The sequence below is a fragment of the Acinetobacter sp. ANC 4558 genome (assembly GCF_002135375.1).
Lineage (GTDB): Bacteria > Pseudomonadota > Gammaproteobacteria > Pseudomonadales > Moraxellaceae > Acinetobacter.
In genome coordinates this window covers 58429-78213 of record NZ_NEGH01000015.1, presented here as the reverse complement: position 1 = coordinate 78213, position 19785 = coordinate 58429, and the positions used below count along the sequence as shown (strand labels likewise).

The 19785-nt window shown below is 36.4% G+C and carries 15 protein-coding genes and 1 rRNA gene; 11 read left to right on the top strand and 5 right to left on the bottom strand.

The annotated features are described in order from the left end of the window. Positions 1-3: 3 nt before the first annotated feature. The 4 genes from rrf to B9T31_RS15755 all read left to right on the top strand — a co-directional run bounded on the left by rrf (position 4) and on the right by B9T31_RS15755 (position 4706). Positions 4-118 (top strand): 5S ribosomal RNA (rrf, locus tag B9T31_RS15770). 154 nt (positions 119-272) lie between these two features. Then, the gene (locus B9T31_RS15765) at positions 273-1355 is read left to right on the top strand and encodes an AI-2E family transporter (protein WP_086182884.1); all 1083 of its coding nucleotides are present in this window, start codon (positions 273-275) and stop codon (positions 1353-1355) included. A gap of 148 nt (positions 1356-1503) precedes the next feature. After that, positions 1504-3885, top strand: a complete 2382-nt coding sequence (locus tag B9T31_RS15760; RefSeq protein WP_086182883.1) for a YgiQ family radical SAM protein — start codon at positions 1504-1506, stop codon at positions 3883-3885. A 299-nt stretch (positions 3886-4184) separates the two neighbouring features. Next, complete coding sequence (locus tag B9T31_RS15755; protein ID WP_086182882.1) at positions 4185-4706, top strand: DUF2726 domain-containing protein; 522 nt, start codon at positions 4185-4187, stop codon at positions 4704-4706. A gap of 58 nt (positions 4707-4764) precedes the next feature. Here B9T31_RS15755 and B9T31_RS15750 read toward each other — a convergent pair whose 3' ends face one another. From B9T31_RS15750 to mdtD, 4 genes are all read right to left on the bottom strand, one after another. Further along, positions 4765-5118, bottom strand: a complete 354-nt coding sequence (locus B9T31_RS15750; RefSeq protein ID WP_086182881.1) for a RidA family protein — start codon at positions 5116-5118, stop codon at positions 4765-4767. A gap of 551 nt (positions 5119-5669) precedes the next feature. Continuing rightward, the gene (gene dinB, locus B9T31_RS15745) at positions 5670-6728 is read right to left on the bottom strand and encodes a DNA polymerase IV (RefSeq protein WP_086182880.1); all 1059 of its coding nucleotides are present in this window, start codon (positions 6726-6728) and stop codon (positions 5670-5672) included. A 123-nt stretch (positions 6729-6851) separates the two neighbouring features. Then, positions 6852-7613 carry a GH25 family lysozyme gene (locus tag B9T31_RS15740; protein WP_086182890.1) on the bottom strand — a complete coding sequence of 254 codons (762 nt, stop codon included), beginning with the start codon at positions 7611-7613 and terminating at the stop codon, positions 6852-6854. Between the two features lie 75 nt (positions 7614-7688). Next, complete coding sequence (mdtD, locus tag B9T31_RS15735; RefSeq protein ID WP_086182879.1) at positions 7689-9080, bottom strand: multidrug transporter subunit MdtD; 1392 nt, start codon at positions 9078-9080, stop codon at positions 7689-7691. 266 nt (positions 9081-9346) lie between these two features. Between mdtD and B9T31_RS15730 the strand changes: the two genes are divergently transcribed. Beyond that, positions 9347-10312, top strand: a complete 966-nt coding sequence (locus B9T31_RS15730) for a hypothetical protein (RefSeq protein WP_086182878.1) — start codon at positions 9347-9349, stop codon at positions 10310-10312. Positions 10313-10358: 46 nt separating this feature from the next. Here B9T31_RS15730 and B9T31_RS15725 read toward each other — a convergent pair whose 3' ends face one another. Further along, positions 10359-10979 carry a TIGR00730 family Rossman fold protein gene (locus B9T31_RS15725; protein WP_086182877.1) on the bottom strand — a complete coding sequence of 207 codons (621 nt, stop codon included), beginning with the start codon at positions 10977-10979 and terminating at the stop codon, positions 10359-10361. 290 nt (positions 10980-11269) lie between these two features. Here B9T31_RS15725 and B9T31_RS15720 point away from each other — a divergent pair, with 290 nt between their 5' ends. The 6 genes from B9T31_RS15720 (at position 11270) to B9T31_RS15695 (ending at position 19754) form a co-directional block, all read left to right on the top strand. Beyond that, on the top strand, positions 11270-12856 hold the full coding sequence (locus B9T31_RS15720) for a TerC family protein (protein ID WP_086182876.1): 1587 nt from the start codon (positions 11270-11272) through the stop codon (positions 12854-12856). Between the two features lie 64 nt (positions 12857-12920). Continuing rightward, positions 12921-13388 carry a YchJ family protein gene (locus B9T31_RS15715; protein WP_086182875.1) on the top strand — a complete coding sequence of 156 codons (468 nt, stop codon included), beginning with the start codon at positions 12921-12923 and terminating at the stop codon, positions 13386-13388. Positions 13389-13449: 61 nt separating this feature from the next. After that, positions 13450-14094, top strand: a complete 645-nt coding sequence (locus B9T31_RS15710) for a trimeric intracellular cation channel family protein (RefSeq protein WP_086182874.1) — start codon at positions 13450-13452, stop codon at positions 14092-14094. A gap of 137 nt (positions 14095-14231) precedes the next feature. After that, positions 14232-15551, top strand: coding sequence for an MFS transporter (locus B9T31_RS15705; protein WP_086182873.1), 1320 nt, complete (start codon positions 14232-14234; stop codon positions 15549-15551). A gap of 162 nt (positions 15552-15713) precedes the next feature. Then, positions 15714-17933: a DNA topoisomerase IV subunit A gene (gene parC, locus B9T31_RS15700; RefSeq protein WP_086182872.1), complete on the top strand. Its 2220-nt coding sequence runs from the start codon at positions 15714-15716 to the stop codon at positions 17931-17933. A 144-nt stretch (positions 17934-18077) separates the two neighbouring features. Further along, positions 18078-19754, top strand: coding sequence for an AMP-binding protein (locus tag B9T31_RS15695; RefSeq protein WP_086182871.1), 1677 nt, complete (start codon positions 18078-18080; stop codon positions 19752-19754). The last annotated feature ends 31 nt before the right edge of the window (positions 19755-19785 follow it).

The window sequence follows — 19785 nt, the reverse complement described above, 5'->3', positions numbered from 1 at the left end:
TGTGCTGGCGACAATAGCAAGAGTGAACCACCTGATCCCTTCCCGAACTCAGAAGTGAAACCTCTTTGCGCTGATGGTAGTGTGGGGTTACCCATGTGAGAGTAAGTCATCGCCAGCTCATTAATCCTAACCCCCTTAATCAACAGATTAAGGGGGTTTGTTTATGGAATATTGAGAATTAAAGAGAATAAATAGAGAAAATAAAAACTATATTTTAGTTGAAATAGTGGTTAGGGTTAGAGTAGTTTATTCAAAATTCAGGAATGTTAAGCATGGAGCAAGGACAATTAGAAACAACATGGCAATCTAAACTACAAACAGCAGTGTATATTTTATTGTTTGTAATTCTTTTGGGTTGGTTGTTAAAAATTGGACAAAATTTTTTGCTTCCAGTACTCGTCTCTATTATATCAATGTATATTTTAGTCACATTAACTGATTGGTTAGGACGTTTATTTATATTAAAACATACACCTGAATGGTTTCGTAGAATCATTGTTTTAATTGGATTTATTATTTTTACTTTAGGTCTTAGCCATATTGTCATTGTGACTGGTGAACAAATTTTAAATACAGCACCAAAGTATCAAGATAATTTAGAGAAAATGATTCAGCAGCTGAGTGTTCGATATGGTTGGGCACAAGATGCAGACTGGAATAGTATCCGTGAATTAACCATTGATCGGGTTAATATGCAAACGGTGATTACCTATTTAATTACAACCATTAGCTCTTTCACGAGCATGATTGTTTTAATTATTGTTTACGCTATGTTTTTAATTGCGGAAAAAAATAGATTTGCTTCTAAGTTAAGTTTGGCTTTTCCAAATGGGCGTGCAGATCGAACAAAAAATGTGATTATTGATATTAATAAAAAGATTGGTGATTATCTTGCGATTAAAACGTTAATTAATTTAATTTTAGCAACAATGTGCTTTATTATTTTATGGGCTTTTGGTGTTGAATATGCACTTTTTTGGGCATTAATTATTGGGATATTAAATTATATTCCATATATTGGTGCTTTGTTAGGCGTGGTTTTTCCAGTTGCTTTAGCATTGGTTCAATTTGGATCAATTCAATTGGCAGTTGTCATTGCAGTTTTACTCACCATTGTACAAATGTATACGGGAAATATACTGGAACCGAAAATGATTGGTAAACAAATTAATTTATCAGCATTTGTGGTATTGGTTTCATTATCCTTATGGTCATCAATATGGGGAATTGCAGGAGCAATTTTGGCAATTCCATTGACTTCAATTGTTGTTATTATTTTGGCGGAATTTAAAGCCTCTCGACCTTATACACTTTTATTGATGGATAATATTGAAGAAACAGATTCTGAAGCATAAAAACGTAAATTTAATTTTAATTTATATTTAAAAGATGAAGTGTTCAAAATACAATCAAACATACTGAGTTAAATTCATGGTAAAATGATCAGAATTCATCTTATCGATCTATTCTGATCTTCCACTTGCCAGCCGAGAATTGCTAGCCATGTCTACTGCTTATACCAATCAATTAATGCCAAAGGCATTGTTTGATTATGACAAATATTGGGCATCTTGTTTTGATCCTGCTCCATTTTTGCCAACATCACGAGAAGAGATGGAACTACTCGGTTGGGATAGTTGCGATTTTATTTTAGTGTGTGGTGATGCCTATATTGATCATCCCTCCTTTGTTTCAGGAATTATTGGTCGTGTTGTAGAAGCACAAGGTTTTCGCGTAGGCATTATTCCACAACCTGATTGGACTGATGTTGAGTCATTTCGTGTTCTTGGTAAACCCAATATTGCATGGGGTGTTACAGCTGGGAATATGGATTCAATGATTAACCGCTATACGGCTGATCGTAAAATTCGTTCTGATGATGCGTATTCTCCAGACAATGTACCGAATAAAAGACCTGACCGCGCGGCAACAGTATATTGTCAACGTTGTCGTGAAGCATTTCCTGATGTACCTGTATTATTAGGTGGAATTGAAGGTTCGCTACGTCGTATTGCACATTATGATTATTGGTCAGATAAAGTGCGTCGTTCTATTCTGATGGACTCAAAAGCTGATTTATTAATGTACGGCAATGGTGAGCGTTCAATTATTGACGTGATGCATCGCTTAGCACGTGGTGAAAAAATTCACGAAATTACGGATGTTCGTGGTACAGCATTTATTATTAATAAACATAATCGTGCAGCAAAAGCAAAATTTGTAGAAGTTGCATCAAATGATGTTGATCGGATTGGTCGTGTTGATCCTATCATTAATCCATATGTCATGACTGAAGATATTGATGGCTGTGAAATAGAAAAAGAAAATACCACCACAGCACAATATCAAAATTTTCAAAAAGAAATTGTTGAAAATCGCATTGTTCGTGAAGGCGATCATTTAGATCAAAATACTCAAATTGTTCGCTTACAACCTGCCTCAAAAGCCATTAAATATAAATTACCACCCCGTGAGTTTGCTGTAATTCGATTACCTTCATTTGAAGAAGTTGCGCAAGATCAGGTGTTATATGCGCATGCAAATCGAATTTTACATTTAGAAACGAACCCGGGAAATGCACGTGCTTTAGTGCAAAAGCATGGTGAGCGTGATGTTTGGATTAATCCTCCTCCAATTCCTTTGACCACTGAGGAAATGGATTATATTTTTGATCTACCATATGCACGCTTACCGCATCCAATGTATGGCGATGCGCGATTCCCAGCATTTGATATGATTAAATTTTCTGTCAATATCATGCGTGGTTGTTTTGGCGGTTGTACCTTTTGTTCTATTACTGAACATGAAGGGCGTATTATTCAAAATCGCTCAGAAGATTCAATTCTGCGTGAAGTTGAAAGAATACGTGATACAGCACCTGGTTTTACGGGCATTATTTCAGATTTAGGTGGACCGACAGCAAATATGTATCGCCTGCATTGTAAAGATGCAGAAATTGAAAAAAATTGTCGTAAACCTTCCTGTGTCTTCCCTGGAGTTTGTCAGAACTTACATACAGATCATGCGCCACTAACTCAGTTATATCGAAAAGCACGTGCAATTAAAGGAATTAAGAAAATCTTAATTGGTTCTGGTCTACGTTATGATTTGGCAGTTCTGAATCCAGAATATGTTAAAGAATTGGTGACGCATCATGTGGGAGGCTATTTAAAAATTGCGCCTGAGCATACCGAAAAAGGCCCATTGTCTAAAATGATGAAACCCGGCATCGGTACTTATGATCGTTTTAAACAAATGTTTGAACGTTTTAGTAAGGAAGCAGGAAAAGAGCAGTATCTTATTCCTTATTTTATTGCTGCACATCCTGGCACCACAGATTATGACATGATGAATTTAGCCATTTGGTTAAAAAAGAATGATTTTCGTGCAGATCAGGTGCAGACGTTCTATCCATCACCTATGGCAACAGCAACAACAATGTATCATACAGCGAAAAATCCACTTGCTAAAGTTGCACGTTATACTGAAGATGTCGATGTTGTCAAAGGTGAAAAGCGTCGTCGTTTACATAAAGCATTTTTGCGTTACCATGACTCAAATAACTGGCCATTGCTTCGTGCAGCCCTAAAAGAAATGGGGCGAAGTGATTTAATTGGAAACTCAAAACAACATTTGATTCCTACATATCAGCCAAAAAGTATTGAAGGTGAGTATAAGTCCGCACGGAAGAAAAATTCGAGTGTATCGGGCGACTCACAGAAGCGGACAGGACAGCATCAGCAACATGCTCAATCAGCGCAAAATCGGCCTCCAAAAGGGCAAGTTTTGACTCAGCATACAGGTTTGCCTCCGCGTGAAACTGAAGATTTAAAAAGTCCTTTTGCTAGAAAAAAGTCCAAACTTAAATCTAAATCACGAGTTTAAATTATCATGAAAGGAGAAATTCTAAAGAATTTCTCCTTATTTTGTCTGAAATATCAAGTAAAATAGATTTTAATATTGATCTAGTGAATTAATATGCTATAAGTGATGTAATGCTATTTCGTAAAGAATACGTTGAAAAGTGTAAATAAATTTAAAAATTATGAAATATTTTTATTTTATTATTATAGTATTTTAGAACGATTATTTTTAGAAAGATTTGTAGTACCTGATATAAAAATTCTAAAAATAAAATTGTGATCCGAGGAAAAATAAAATAAAGGAATTATAGGGACGGATGAATGATGTGGTATATTTTACTAGGGGTTCTAGTGCTCGCCATCATTTTAATGGTTATCATTAAAGGATTAACAACGGGTAGTAAAACTCAAGATAGCATGCTCAAACAAAGAGCAGTTTTTACAGCACAACAACAGCTTATTTTTGCACGATTGAAAGAAATATTGCCAAATTATTCAATTTTGGCACATGTTTCTTATGATGCTTTACTCACGACAAAGTTTTTGCATACACGCGCTAAATATAGAAATATGGTTGCAGACTTTGTTATTTTAGATGAACATTATCAAGTGCTTGTTGTAATTACCTTAGAGAATATGCTCTTTACTAAAAAAGGAAGAGATGTTATTTATGAAGAGGAAATTTTAAAATCTGCGGGATATCCAGTGATTCATTACAAAGGAATACCAGAGTCGACAAAGTTACGTTTAGAGCTTAAAAAATATATCAATGAAGAAACTCAACCGACATTGAAGAGTTTAAAATTTTTGTCATGTGAACCAGAAGCTAAAATGATCTCTTGAATGTATTTGAAAGCATGTGATGACATGCTTTCAAAACTTTTTTAATATGGGTATTTATTTAAGGTTTAACGGCAACGACAGTCATTTCTACAAGAACTTCTGGTTTGTACATCTGCGCTTCAACGCACGTGCGTGGTAATGCATCAATATCAGCTACCCATGCATCCCAAATCTCGTTCATGGGTGCATAATTATTTTTAATGTCTTTAACAAAAATCATGACGGATAAAATATGACGTTTATCCGTTCCAGCATCTGCCAAAAATTGATCAATATAATCTAAAGTTTGTTGTGTTTGTCCTTTAATATCTAAGGTTAAATCTGAAGCAAGTTGTCCTGCTAGATGAACTAAATTACCTGAAATGGCAATTTCAGAAAATCGTTTTTGAATATGTAACCGTTCTACAGCCATAAATTAATCCTGAAGTTTTGGCATTGTTGCTGCCACAAATGTTGTTAATACGCAGCTTACCTAAATAACCAAAGATGCTGCAATAAAAGGTAAAAATTCATCGCTAATAATACGGACAACTTAATAGTTAATACCAGTCTCAGGGTATCTATATGCTGTACTAAATAACGATAGAGAAATAGTATGCTGCTAGCATTATAAAAAAGTAAAAGCGCACTTAACATATGCACTATTTGATGATCAAAATCATCTACAATTTACAGAAAGCTAATTTGAGTTTTTAGTGTAAGGTGCGAAGGAATTCGCAATAGACATGCAAAGAGAAATTTTAAGGACAATTACAGAGTCGTCCTGTCATCTTCGGATTTGATCGTCACGCTAATCACAGGACAATATACTAAAAATAAAGGTGATTTTTAGTATCTCGGCATATACATGGATAGATGTATTGCGCAAATAGATTACCTTAAAAAATGCACTTGTGAAGATTTAAATACTTTATTTTGATTCTTTTGGTTGAAAAATAGCCTAATTGATTCTAGCTCGAAATCTTAGTTCCACAATGAAAGTTGGGAAGATGGCTCATCTATGGATAATTGATATAGTCCAACTCCGATTAATCGAAATTGATCTGAGGTTGAGATATGCATTTCATCCAATAAAATAAACAATATTTTTTCAAGTTCAGCTTTATTGGATAAGGGATGTTTAAAGCTCTTACTATGTTGAATGGTTTTAAAATTTTTTAACTTTAGTTTTACCGATACACCTTTTGCACAAAGTTGCTTATTGATCAAACTCATCCATATTTGTTCAATAAGACGAGACCAAAAAGGTTGGCATTGCAGCAAGGTTAGATCATCATCAAAGGTCGTTTCCTTAGAAATTTGTTGTCGTTCGCGTTCAGCTTCTACAGGCCGATCATCAATACCCTGAGCGTATAAATAGAGTTGTTTTCCATACTTGCCAAACTGTTGAATGAGGGTCGCTTCTTCCATTTTTTGTAAATCTGCTAAGGTTTCTAATTGTAGATGTTTTAATTTTTCATAGGTAACCTTTCCGACCCCTGGAATTTTTTTTAGGGATAAGTTCTGAATAAAGTTTTGAATTTGATGAGGTTTGATGACACAAATACCATCAGGTTTATGCCAATCAGATGCAACTTTTGCAAGAAATTTATTGGGTGCAACACCTGCTGAAGACGTGAGTCCTGTAAGATTAAAAATATCTCTACGAATACATTGAGCGACTTCTGTTGCACTTGGAATTTGTTTTAAATTTTCTGTGACATCGAGATATGCTTCATCGAGCGATAAAGGCTCAATAAGGTGTGTATATTGTTGAAAAATTTGATGAATTTGGATTGATACGGCACGGTATTTATCAAAATTTGGCTCAATGACAACAACGTGAGGACAACGTTTTTTTGCTTGACTCATTGGCATTGCAGAGCGTAGACCAAATTCACGAGCAGGATATGAGGCAGCAGCGATGACCGCACGTGGATGGTGGGTCGAAATGACTACTGGAAGATTTTTTAAATCAGGTCGATCACGAAGTTCAACAGATGCAAAAAATGCATCCATATCAATGTGAATGATTTTTCTCATAAATAAAGTAGGGTATAAATTTATATCAGTATTACATTTTGCGCGTATAGAATGAAGTTGGTAATTTAGGTCATGCGACATAGATTGTCACTTGTTTTTACAAACAGCGAAGTTAAATACAATTTAGTATGAAATAGCATGAATTTGATTTTTCTTTAAAAATGCATCCCACTCAGGCGCATCGCCATTAAAAACATTTAAATCCACTTCTGTAGAAATCCCCGTAATTTTTCCTTGATTGGTATGTTGCCAGAGTAGCCATGATGGATTATTTTTTAAAAGAGGTTTTCCTTGATATTCTCTGATCCAAAGAGGCGTATTTTTAAATTGATCAACAAGAACAATATTATAAAAAGATTTTGAAATATAAAAAATAGGTTGTTTACCATAATGTTGATAAAGTAGATCATGCATGATTTGAATTTCTTTGAGTAATTGTTCTTTGGTAAACGTGTTGATGCAATGACTGTCATATTCTAAATCAATGACAGGAGGGAGTGTATCTTTCTTATTGGGCACTGTTTCTATAAAATTCTTTGCTTGAATTGAACCATCACGGCATAAACGATAAAAATGATATGCACCGACAAGAAAACCCTTTTCTCTTGCACGAAGCCAATTCTCTTCAAATTTACGATCTTTAAAATCACCGCCTTCAGTCGCTTTTAAATATACAAATTGATATGTTTTTGGAGAAATTTTCTCCCATTGAATGTCACCTTGATGGTGTGAGACATCAAAGCCTTGAATAGGATAATCATTGGCAGATGCAGAATGATGGGGAATAATAAGCATATAAACGAGAAGTGCAAAGCAAAAGAATAAGAGCCCAAATAACGTGCTCCAAAATGTTTTGGGTAATTTTGTGGTCTTATGTTGAGTCATGTTTAATTTTGTATGATCTATCATGATAGATCATACGCTGATTCATTTTGGGAGACTATTGAGATTTTGAAAATATTAATCGCTCGTATCTTTGGGAATTTTCCAAAAGATAAAGGCTGTAATAATATTAATGAGTCCTAAGCAAATAAGTGTTGCATGGAATGCTGATGCAAGTCGTGCAGCACCAAAATGTGCTTCAAAAATATTGAGTAATGTTCCTGCCAGTGCAACCCCAATACTCATCGATAACATCATAATCATCGACAAGAAACTATTTCCACTACTGGCATCTTGCTGAGGTAGGTCTTTGAGTGTGAGTGTATTCATTGCAACAAATTGAATTGAATTGAGAATGCCAAAAATAAGGAAATGTACAGTTCGGAGCCATGTTGATGTTTCTTCGGTTGAGAGTGTAAAACTTGCAATACAGGCACCGACCAATAACGTATTGACCAGTAAAACATTACGATAACCAAATTTTTGAATAAGTGGGCGAATAATAGGTTTAGAAATAAGGGATCCAGCCACTGTTGGAATCATTAAAATTCCAGTTAAGAGAGGTGAAAAACCAAAAGCCACTTGTAGCATCAACGGCAGTAAAAATGGCATTGAATTGCCACCCAAGCGTGCGAAAAAATTTCCTAAAACACCAATAGAATAAACTTTATTTTTAAATAGTCTGCTACGAAATAACGCATTTTTATGCGTGTGGGAATGCCATGCGTAAAGAAATGAACTGATTAATCCAATTGTTAATAAAAGAACACACGACCAGTAGGAATAGCGTGGATCTGCAAAATTTTCGATACCGAGAGATAGTCCTACCATTCCGACAATTAGCAAGATAAAGCCTTTGGTATCAAAAAGAGGAACGGTAGGTTCTGTGATGCTTGGCATGGCTTTAAAGGTCATTAATACACCAAGAATACCCATGGGAAGATTAATTAAAAAAATCCAATGCCATGTGGTAACTTCAACAATCCAGCCTCCCAATGTTGGTCCAATCATTGGCCCAATCAGACCAGCTAAACTCATTAAGCTCATTGCAGCAAGAAACTGAGATCGAGGAATGAGTTTAAGCATTGCTAAGCGACCGACTGGGAGGAGAAGAGCACCCCCAATGCCTTGAATTACGCGGTAAAACAACAGTTCATTCACACTTGATGACATACCACAACCAAAAGATGCCAAGGTGAAGATGACGATTGCAGCAAAGTAAGTATTTCTTGCACCAAAACGATCTGATAACCAACCACTTAATGGAATACATGCCGCCATTGCCAAGACATAAGCAACAATGACACTATGCATTTGCAAAGGATCTTCATTTAAATCTTTTGCCATGGCTGGTAAGGCCGTATTTACAATCGAGCTATCTAGGCCTTGCATAAAAAAGCCGATTGAGACCAGGAGGACAAGAAGCCTAAACTCAGGTTGTAGTGGCTGGTGTTCTGTTTTTGTATTCATAAGACCTAATGAAATCAGTTTAGTCCAGAGCGATCCCTCTTTTATCAAACAGATGGGTATTTCTCATTTATAACGGATAAAAAAATAGCTTTAAAATAAAAAACGTAGAGAATTTGTGAAGAAATTTAACTCTTTATCTCATGAATAAAGAAAAAATGAAAAAACTATTTCATTATAGCGTACTGAAAATGAAATAATACCTTCATTATTTTTAGTACAGTGATTATTCATTTTGCTGATTGTTACTTTTAAAGGTTCGGGTTGGTATGACAATTGAAGTGTTGATGGTGATAGGCTTTTGTTTGGCAGCCTATTCAATCGTTGCAAATGATGTACCACAAACTTTAGGTACCTTTATTTCATCTAATGCTCATCGACCATGGTGGATTTTATGGCTCTATATTAGCACTATTTTAGTGGTTGTCTTAATGTATGGTTGGTGGGTTTCTGGTGTTGGAGATGCATCATATGGTCGTTTAGAAACGATTCCATTTCCTAAAGATGGCATCACTTGGTTGTATATTGTTCCACCTATTTTACTGATTATTCTAACAAAATATGGAATACCTGTAAGTACCACCTTCTTGGTTTTAACGATTTTTTCACCTAGCAGTTTAGGATCGATGCTGACAAAATCAATGATGGGCTACGCTGTTGCTTTTATCGTAGCAATTATTGTTTATCGTTTTGTGATTAAAAAAATATCAATTTATTTTAATCGAACGAGAGATCATCAACCTTCTCATATTTGGGTGGGTTTGCAGTGGATTTCTACTGCTTTTTTATGGAGCCAATGGCTCATTCAAGATTTAGCCAATATTTTTGTTTATGTTCCACGTCATGTTCCGTTAAGTTTCATGATTTTTGCTATTTCTGTTTTTGTGATTTTATTGGCTGTTGTGTTGTACCAACGTGGTGGGGCAATTCAACATATCATTAATACAAAAACAGGTGTGGCTGATATTCGATCAGCGACAATTATTGATTTTATGTATGCCATTATTCTTCTCATATTTAAGGAGTGGAGTAATATTCCAATGAGTACCACTTGGGTCTTTTTAGGCTTATTGGCAGGTCGTGAGTTTGCGATGTCAATGCATTTGCATGAAGTGAGTAAATATAGAACGTCAAGAAATGTAAGTAAGGATGCGATGAAGCTGATGTTTGGCTTAATGATCAGTATTATTATTGCGACGGTATTACCTTGGTTTTATAATGTAGTTTCTGGCTAGAAGAAGTTATTAAGCGAGTAAAATACTCGCTTTTTATATTGATTTTTTAAATTACAACATGCTTGGGGCTATTTAAGCTGGTTAATGCACTCAATATTTCTTCTGATGAGTGGCATACGATCAGCTTGGCACGATGCTGTGGAGGTAGGAAGCCTTCTGTAACAGCGTGATCTAATTGTTGAATTAAAGCATCATAAAAGCCATTTACATTGTAAAGCATCATTGGTTTTTGGTGTTGATTCAACTGCCCCCAAGTAGCAACTTCTAAAATTTCTTCAAAAGTGCCTAACCCTCCAGGTAGGGCAATAAAAGCTGAAGCACGTTCTGCCATAATGGCTTTACGTTCATGCATTGTTTTTACGATATGTAATTCAGTTAGATGATGATGTGCAATTTCATAATCCAGCATAAACTCAGGAATAACACCAACCACTTCACCGCCATGTTGAATAACCGTATCGGCAACTTGCCCCATTAAACCGATGCTGGCACCGCCATAAACGAGACCAAAGCCTTCTTGAGCAATATCTGTTGCAAGTGCAATGGCTTTTTCTTGATAAACCTGGTTGGTACCTGATCGAGAGCCACAATAAAGTGCAATAAGTATCTGAGTTGTTTTAGCTATGGGTTTTTTAAGTTCTTTCGTCATTTCTAAGCTATAATTCATGGTGTATTTTCACCTTATCATCTTCTTTGTATCGACTCTAGCTTATTTAAAAAATATGACAATTTGGTTTTGATGAGTTAATAATCAATAAAAAAGGATGCTAAACCTAAAAAACTTTTTTATACTGAAAACCTGTTTCACAACAATAGATTTAATATGGGTAGTGGTAGTTGGTGCTCCAACAAAATTCAAACCATTGAAATAACTAAAATTTCATTTCTTAAAAATAATCATGTTAATGATTTTATTCAATATTTTGTATACCTGAAAGAAACTCGGGAGATTCAAAGATGATCTTCGAGTGGATGTATGACCCATCAGCATGGGTAGGTTTACTTACTCTGGTTATCCTAGAAATTGTTTTAGGAATCGATAACCTCGTATTTATTGCAATTTTGGCAGAGAAATTACCACCTGAGCAACGTAATAAAGCACGCATTATTGGATTATTGTGTGCTTTAGGTATGCGCTTAATTTTATTGGCATCTATTGCATGGGTTGTGACTTTAACAACACCATTATTCCATATTTTTGACCATCCATTTTCTGGACGAGATTTAATTCTATTGTTTGGCGGAGTTTTCCTACTCTTTAAAGGCACTATGGAGTTACGTGAGCGTCTAGAAGGGGTCAGTGTGCATAAAGAAGAAAATTTAGTGCATGCCACATTCTGGATGGTAATTGTTCAAATTGTTGTTTTAGATGCTGTTTTCTCTTTGGATAGTGTCATCACTGCTGTAGGTATGGTGAAAGAGCTTTCTGTGATGATGATTGCCGTCATTATTGCAGTTGCTATTATGTTATGGGCTTCAAGACCTTTAATGGATTTCGTTAATCGTCATCCAACGGTTGTCATTTTATGTCTATGTTTCTTAATGATGATTGGTTTTTCATTGTTGGTCGAGGGCTTTGGTTACCACATTCCAAAAGGTTACTTATATGCAGCAATTGGTTTCTCAGTACTCATTGAGTTTTTGAATCAAACCATGCGCCATAACCAAGAAAAGCTCGTCACTACAACAGATTTACGATATCGGACAGCTTCTGCAGTGATGCGTATGCTAGGTGGAAAAAGTACAAGTAATGAATCAGTTAATGATAATCATGAAGATGTTTTAGCAACGCGTGCGTTTGCTGATGAAGTTTTTGATGAAGAAAATGGGGTCTATCATAGTGTGATGGTACAAGGGGTTTTGGGTTTATCTGAACGCCCAGTTAAATCAGTAATGACTCCTCGTCCAGAGTTAGAGTGGATTGATTTAGATGCCTCTGAAGCTGAAATTAAAGAAAAACTATTAAGTATGACGCATTCACGTGTGATCGTTGCTCATGGTGAGTTAGATAACTTAGCAGGTATCGTACCGACGCATAAAGTGATGAATGAATATATCGAAACGGGTCATTTAAATTTTACATCTCACTTACGGGATCCTGTTATTGTGCATGAAAATGCTCAAGTATTAATGGTGGTCGAGCAATTGCGTCAAGCTCCTTTGCAGGTCGCGATTGTACTGAATGAATATGGTTCTATTGAAGGTATTGCAACACCAATTGATGTCCTAGAAGCAATTGCAGGTGAATTCCCAGATGAGGATGAACTTGATACAGCTGCTGAAAGTCTTGAGGATGGTACACTTATACTTGAAGGTTCAACTGATATTCGACATGTCTCCTTATTGTTAGGGTGTGATTTAGTCGATGAGTCTGAGCAATATTCAACATTGTCAGGCTATATTTTGTTCCATCTAGGTCGTTTACCTGAAAGTGGCGCTAAATTGGAAGCAGATGGGCATATTTTTGAAGTCATCACAATGGATGGCCACAAAATTGATAAAGTTCATATTCGACCTCAAGAGAAAAAACTTAAAAAACATTAAGTTTTTTTGATTGTCAGCTTTGTTAAAATAGTCCATGAAATTGGGCTATTTTTTGGAATATACGATGTCTGAACAACCATGTCCTTGTGGTTTAGAAAACTATTCACATTGTTGTCAACCTTTGCATTTAGGGCAGCAAAAAGCGGCAAGTGCAGAACAATTAATGCGTTCTAGATATAGTGCGTTTGCCCGACAAGAAATCAATTATCTTATACAAACAACGGCTCTAGGTCAGCAACAATATTTAGATGTACCTGCAATGACAGCATGGAGTAAAAGCAATCATTGGGTGAAGTTGGAAATTATACAAGCACAAGAAAAAGTGAATAAAAATCATGCATCAGTTGAATTCAAAGCACATTATTTTGATGGTCAACAAAATCAGATTCATCATGAACTTTCATATTTTGTAAAGCTGCAAAATGATTGGTATTTTCTAGATCCTACAGTTGAACAACTGCTGACCATGAAACAAGCGTGTTTATGTGGATCTCATCAGAAATTTAAGCAATGTTGCGCACAATTTTTATAACTTTTTTCTGTGCAATAGCTTAGAATAGCGCGCATCAATAACCCTCCATGAGATCAGGGCGATGTTGCTTACCGTTATTTATATTATCGCAATTACAGCAGAGGCGATGACAGGCGCGTTGTCTGCTGGTCGGCGAAGTATGGATTGGTTTGGTGTGACGCTCATTGCCTGTGTTACAGCACTCGGTGGCGGTTCAGTTCGTGATGTATTACTTGGGCATTATCCGTTGACTTGGGTTAAACATCCTGAATACCTAGTTTTAACCTGTTGTGCCGCATTTTTAACGATTCTAATTGCAAAATGGATGCGCCATTTACGATCAATTTTCTTAATTCTAGATGCTTTAGGGCTCATTGGTTTTACGATTATTGGTTGTCAGATTGCACTTGAAATGGGGCATGGCTTTGTCGTTTCAGCCGTTGCAGGAGTGTTAACGGGTGTTTCAGGCGGAATTTTACGAGATATTTTATGTAATGATGTTCCGTTAGTTTTCCGCCGTGAGCTTTATGCCAGTATTTCATTTGTTGCTGTAATTTGTTATTGGGCGTGTATCCAAATCGGTTTTTCACTTGAACTTACTGTTATTTCAACATTAATTTTTGGTTTTAGTTTACGTTTAATTGCCATTTATTTTGGCTTAGAAATGCCGAAATTTATTTATCAAGATGATGATGATCAATCTGCATCATCTAAAGATTCATCTTAAGTTAAAATAGACAAGAGAGATGAAGTGATTGACCATTGGCACAATCCCTTCTTTTAAAACTAAGTATAAAAAAGAAAAAATGATAAGACCTGTTGGGAAAGCAGCAATTCTTCTTTCACATGATCAGAGCTTTTGTTATGGATTTAGTCTCACGAATACAGCGATTACCGATTGGTAAATTTCATTATACGTTGTTGTTGGTTATCGGACTGGGGTGGATGTTCGATGCTATGGATACAGGCTTAATTTCTTTCATTTTAGCGAAAATGGCTGAAGATTGGGCAATGACACCAACTGAAAAAGGGTGGGTTGTTTCTATCGGCTTTGTTGGAATGGCAATAGGTGCTGTTTGTTCGGGGGGCTTGGCAGATCGTTGGGGAAGAAAAGCAGTATTTGCAGCAACGTTAGTCATTTATAGTTTAGCGACCGCTGCATGTGCATTTGCACCAAACTTAACTTGGCTGTTAGTTTTTCGGTTTATTGTGGGATTAGGCTTAGGTGGACAATTGCCCGTTGCAGTCACCTTAGTGAGTGAATATATCCCAGCACATGTTCGTGGACGTTTCATTGTATTACTTGAAAGCTTTTGGGGATTGGGCTGGTTAGTTGCAGCTCTAGTTTCTTATTTTGTAATTCCAAAATTTGGTTGGCAAGTCGCATTTTTAATTGGTGGGTTACCTGCATTATATGCCATTGTAATTTGGAAGATGGTCCCAGAATCCGTTCCTTATTTAATTAACAGGGAACGTTATGACGAAGCACATGCATTAGTTCGAAAGATTGAAGCGCAATGTGGGGTTAAAGTCATTGAGATTTTCAAAGTATCGCCTGTTGCTGAAAAACACCATATTTCATTTTCACAGTTATGGTCGGGAATCTTTGTTCGTAGAACTTTAATGCTGTGGTTAATTTGGTTTGGTATTGTATATTCTTATTACGGTATTTTTACATGGTTACCTAGCCTTTTAGTCAAGGAAGGTTACACCATTGTTCAGTCTTTTGAATATGTGCTTATTATGATTTTAGCGCAATTGCCTGGTTATATTGTTGCAGCTTGGCTCGTTGAAAAGTGGGGACGTAAAATCACATTGGCTGGTTTTATTGGGATGTGTGCAGTCTCAGCATACTTCTTTGGGCAAGCAAATAGTGTTGGTTTGATTGTATTTTGGGGATGTCTAATGTCATTCTTCAATTTAGGTGCATGGGGCGTATTGTATACGTATACACCAGAGCAATATCCAACCAATATTCGTGCTTTTGGTTCAGGTTGGGCTGCTGCAGTGGGGCGAATTGGTGGTATTGTTGCACCATTGGTTGTGACTCAGATGATGGTTCAGGATAATGGCTTTAGTCATGTATTTTTAATGTTCACTATCGTTCTCATTGCAGTTGCTGCGGTGATTTTGATTCTTGGTGAAGAAACCAAAGGTAAGCAATTAGATTCAATAGAAACATGAAATCATGATTTTTTAGTTGAATCTTTGGTTTAAAGTGGATAGTTTTAAACCAGAAAGCATAAAAAGTTGCAGAGTGTTAGATCCTTCTCTTGTATAGGGTGCACCTGCGACTTAGCATAAGAACTTAAATACACAAATACAATTTTAGGATTAGCAGTTGTTATGACAAGCCTTGCGCATCATGCGACAGAAAACCGCTCAGTCGCGGAATTTACCGAGCAGGCATATTTGAATTACGCAATGTACGTGATCATGGATCGTGCATTACCTCATATTAGTGACGGGCTTAAACCTGTACAACGCCGTATCGTTTATGCGATGAGTGAGCTTGGCTTAAAACCGTCAGGTAAACCAAAGAAATCTGCACGAACAGTGGGTGATGTTCTTGGTAAATATCATCCACATGGCGATTCTGCATGTTATGAAGCAATGGTGCTGATGGCTCAGCCATTTAGTTATCGTTATCCCTTTATTGAAGGCCAGGGGAACTGGGGTTCACCAGATGATCCAAAATCATTTGCTGCAATGCGTTATACCGAAGCAAAACTTTCTGCATATAGTGATTTATTACTTTCAGAGTTAGGTCAAGGCACGTGTGAATGGCAAGATAACTTTGATGGTTCGTTAAAAGAACCGATCAGTCTTCCTGCTCGAGTACCTAATATTTTATTAAATGGTACAACAGGTATTGCTGTGGGAATGGCAACAGATATTCCTCCACATAACCTACGAGAAGTGATTAAAGGTACGATTGCATTAATTCGCAAGCCAGATTTAAGCGATGAGAAAGTCGCTGAGTATATTCCTGGACCAGATTTACCAACAAAAGCAGAAATTATTACGGCACCAGAAGAACTCTTAAAAATTCAAACAACAGGACGTGGTAGTTACCGTATGCGTGCGGTCTATACGCTGGATAAAAATGAAATTGTAATCACTGAATTGCCTTATCAGGTTTCAGGCTCAAAAGTGATTACTCAAATTGCAGATCAGATGCAGGCAAAAAAATTGCCATTAGTGACCGATCTTCGAGATGAATCAGATCATAAAAATCCAACGCGTTTAGTGATTGTTTTACGCTCTAATCGAATTGATGCAGAAGCCGTCATGAGTCATTTATTTGCAACGACTGATCTAGAATCAAGCTATCGTGTCAATATGAACATGATTGGTGCAGATAGCCGTCCTCAAGTAAAATCAATTCGTCGAATTTTATTAGAATGGATTGAAATTCGTAAAACAACGGTCACTCGTCGACTACAATATCATTTGAATAAAATTGAAAAACGACTGCATATTTTACTCGGTTTAATTGTTGCATATTTAAATATTGATGAAGTGATTCAAATTATTCGTGAAGAAGATCAACCCAAACCTGTATTAATGCAGCGCTTTAATATTGATGAAATTCAAGCTGAAGCTATTTTAGAGCTAAAGTTACGCCATTTGGCAAAACTTGAAGAAATGGAAATGCGCCGTGAGCAAGAGGAACTAGAAGCACGCGCTGCCATTCTTCGTGAGCAATTGGCTAACCCAGAATCTTTGAAATCACTCATTATTGATGAACTTAAAGATGATGCAAAAAAATTTGGCGATGATCGACGTTCACCCATTGTACAACGAGCGGAAGCAACAGCAATTAATGAACAAGATATGTTACCAGCGGAAGCTGTGACCGTTGTTTTATCTGGCGCAGGTTGGATTCGTTCAGCGAAAGGGCATGAAGTTGATGTTGAAAATTTAAATTATCGAGCTGGGGATCAATATCTGAGTCATGCTCAAGGTAAATCTAATCAGCGTGTTTATATTTTAGATGAAGCGGGGCGTAGTTACGCGCTTGCAATTAACAATTTACCTTCAGCAAGAGGTTCAGGTGAACCGCTGAGTTCAAAACTTGCGCCAGCCAATGGGATTGGGTTTAAACAGGTTATTATTGCTGAAGATAACGTAGAGCTGATTGTTGCAAGCAGTAAAGGGTATGGATTCAAAACATATGCAAAACAGCTTGATACCAATGCAAAAGCTGGCAAAGCATTTTTAAGTTTGCCAGATGATTCACAAGTTTTGGATTTAATACCGATTCAAGACGCAACACATCTTGCTATATTAAGCTCAGCAGGACGGGTACTGGTGATTGATTTAGCAGATTTACCATCATTAAACAAAGGGAAGGGCAACAAATTAATACAACTTGATACTAAAGATAATATTATCGCCATGACAACATTGAATTTAAATGAAATAATTCAAGTAATTTCAGGGCAGCAACAATTAAAACTAAAAGGTGATGATCTTCTGAAATACGTTGGCAAAAGAGGTTCTAAAGGACAACTTTTACCACGAGGTTATCAAAAAGCAAATAAACTGTTGATTCAAAATTAATGCTGGCATCTATGATTTAAAATACGTTATATATGAAATGTGTTTGAAGTTGAGACAATATTAAGCACAATAAATTAAATAATGAGCGTTTAATATTGAAAAAATTTAGATGATTAAGGATTAAAGATAGGAGAATTGGGCTTTATGGAAAAAATTTGGTTTGCTGAATATCACAAGACAGGAATTCCTGAGACAGTTGATCTCCCAGCGGAGAACACATCACTAATTGATATATTGGAGCGTAATTTCCAAAGATTTGGCTCGCGTGATGCTTTTATTTTTATGGATAAAATAATTACTTTTAACCAACTCGAAGAAGAAAGTCGTAAATTTGCAACTTATTTACAATCACTTGGTCTTCCAAAAGGTTCTCGTGTTGCTGTAATGATGCCGAATGTTTTGCAATATCCAGTGGTTGCGCTTGGCGTTTTCCGTGCAGGTTTAGTGTTGGTCAATGTAAATCCATTGTATACAGCACGTGAACTAGAACATCAATTAAATGATTCTGGTGCAGAAGTTTTAGTGATTATTGAAAACTTTGCAGCTGTTTATCAAGCAATTATTGGTAAAACCCCAGTCAAACATGTCATTGTGGCGTCTGTAGGAGACATGCTAGGTACCTTAAAAGGGACGATTGTTAATTTTGTATTGCGCTCTGTTCGTAAACAGATTCCAGCATGGGATATTCCAGGGCATTTAAAATATAATGCAGTGATGTCGAAGGTGAATGTAAATAATTATAAACGCCCGAGTTTAACGTTAAGTGATACCGCTGTTTTACAATATACAGGTGGAACAACAGGCGTATCTAAAGGTGCAGAACTAACACATCGTAACCTTGTTGCAAACATGCTGCAGTGTGATGGTATTTTCCAAAGTAAATTTGGAAAAGCTGATGCTGCGGCTGATGATCGTATGTTCTGTGCTTTACCGCTTTATCATATTTTTGCATTTACCGTTTGTGCGTTATATGGCATGTACAAAGGTCAAGCTAATATTTTAATTCCGAATCCACGTGATTTGCCTGCAGTTATTAAAGAGCTACGTAAATATCAACCAACATTCTTCCCTGCTGTAAATACATTATTTAATGCACTTGTAAATAATGAAGAGTTTAGACAACTTGACCATAGCAAGCTGAAAATTGCTATGGGCGGTGGAATGGCAGTATTAGCTTCAACGGCTGAAGCTTGGAAAAAAGTAACAGGTTCAAATATTATTGAAGGTTATGGTTTATCTGAAACCTCTCCTGTAGCAACCGTAAACCCTCCAATTGCTGAAGAGTTTAGTGGAACAATTGGTATTCCATTGCCATTAACTGAAGTTGCAATTTTAGATGATGATGGCAATGAAGTTGCCATTGGTGAGCAAGGAGAAGTCTGTATTCGTGGTCCACAAGTCATGAAAGGCTATTGGAATCGTCCTGATGAGACCGAAAAATCCATGATCAATGGTTTCTTCCGTACAGGCGATATTGGCGTGATGAGTGATCGTGGTTATGTGAAAATCGTTGATCGTAAGAAAGATATGATTTTAGTTTCAGGATTTAATGTTTATCCTTCTGAAATTGAAGATGTTATTTCCAAACATCCTAAAGTGTTGGAAGTTGCCGCGATTGGTGTGCCAGATGAAAAGTCTGGAGAGGTACCAAAGTTATTTATTGTGAAAAAAGATCAATCTTTGACGACGGAAGAAGTTTTAGCGTATGCAAAAGAAAATTTAACGGGGTATAAGCGTCCACGTTATGTTGAATTTATTGCTGAATTACCGAAGTCAAATGTAGGTAAAATTTTACGTAAAGATTTACGTAAAACTGCATAAAAAAGAAAAGCGCCAAAAGGCGCTTTTTTAA